Source organism: Brevundimonas sp. UBA7838, assembly GCF_002500885.1.
Lineage (GTDB): Bacteria > Pseudomonadota > Alphaproteobacteria > Caulobacterales > Caulobacteraceae > Brevundimonas > Brevundimonas vesicularis_C.
In genome coordinates this window covers 3,127-3,359 of sequence record NZ_DLTK01000005.1, presented here as the reverse complement: position 1 = coordinate 3,359, position 233 = coordinate 3,127, and the positions used below count along the sequence as shown (strand labels likewise).

At 62.2% G+C, this 233-nt stretch carries 1 protein-coding gene; it reads left to right on the top strand.

Annotated elements, in window-relative coordinates:
- The coding region (locus B3T77_RS00280) for a hypothetical protein (protein WP_292075933.1) at positions 1 to 233 on the top strand (233 nt) is incomplete at both ends.

The following is a 233-nucleotide window of genomic DNA, read 5'->3' as shown; positions in this document are numbered from 1 at the left end:
CTTCTTCTATCGTCAGATGCCCGAGCTGATCACGCGCGGCCACGTCTATATCGCCCAGCCGCCCCTCTATAAGGTCTCGAAGGGCAAGCAGTCGCGCTACCTGAAGGATCAGGCCGAGATGGACGCCTATCTGATCGAGGAAGGTTCATCAGAGGCCGAGCTGGACCTGTCCACGGGCGAGCGTCGCCTGGGTCTGGACCTGCAGTCCCTGGTGCGCGAGGCCAAGGCCTTCA